Here is a 999-nt window from a genome sequence, read left to right as displayed (position 1 = left end):
CCGTGCCGCTGCTGCACGAGCGCGTGCTCCGGGGGGACGCCGCCGGCGTGGTCGGCGCCGCGCACGACCCCCGCGAGCGGGAGCTGATCACGTCCGCGACCTACGTCAAGTGAGGCGGCACAGCGGGCGGTTGACCCGAGTCGCCGGCCTCCTCGCCGTCGTCGCCGCCGTCGGACTGCTGCCCTGGCTCTCAGAAACCGACCCCGCGCTGACCGTCCTGCGGGCCCGGTCGGCGGAGCGGGAGCCGACGCGGGAGGCGCTGGACGCGATCCGGCGGGACCTCGGGCTGGACGCCGGTCCCCTTGCCGTGCTGGGGAGTTGGGCCGGTGATCTGCTGCACGGCGACCTCGGGACGTCGTGGGTGTCCGGCACCGGTGTGCTGCCGTCCGTCACCGCCGGGCTCCAGGTCTCGCTGGCGCTGATGGGCGGGGCGCTCGGGGTCGCGGTGCTGCTGGCGGCGGTGCTCGTCGCGCCGGTGCTGGTGCGGGGGCGGGGGTCGGCCGGGGCGGGGGCCGTGATGCTGGCGGCCGTACCGGAGTTCCTGCTCGCGACCGGCCTGCTGCTGGTGTTCGGGGTGTGGCTCGGGTGGCTGCCGACGTCCGGGTGGGAGGGGCCGGCGCATCTGGTGCTGCCCGCCGTCGCCCTCGGCGTCCCGGCGGGCGGCCTGCTCGGACGGCTCGTCGCGGACGCGCTGCCCGCCGTCCTCGACGAGCGGTGGGTCGAGCTGTGGCGGGGGGCCGGGGTGAGCCGTACGCGGGTCGCCGGGGCGGCGCTGCGGCGTGTACTGCCGCCGCTGGTACCGCAGTTCGGGATGGTGGCCGTCGGGCTGACCGGCGGGGCCGTCGCCGTGGAGACCGTCTTCGCGGTCCCCGGCATCGGGCGGACGGCGCTCGGCGCGGCCAAGTCGCAGGACCTGCCGCTGCTCCAGGGGTCGGTCCTCGCACTGCTGCTGCTCGGGCTGGCCGTCGGCGCGGTGTCGGCGCTGCTGCGCCGCCGACT

The 999-nt window shown here is 77.5% G+C and carries 1 protein-coding gene; it reads left to right on the top strand.

Annotation, left to right across the window (positions count from 1 at the left end):
• Nucleotides 1–130: 130 nt before the first annotated feature.
• Nucleotides 131–999 (top strand): ABC transporter permease (locus ACVNF4_RS36405; protein ID WP_461807088.1); only part of this gene is annotated, 869 nt, incomplete at its 3' end.

Source organism: Streptomyces sp. S6, assembly GCF_054880855.1.
Note: the sequence above shows the minus strand (reverse complement) of the source record. Positions and strands in the feature narration are given on the sequence as shown.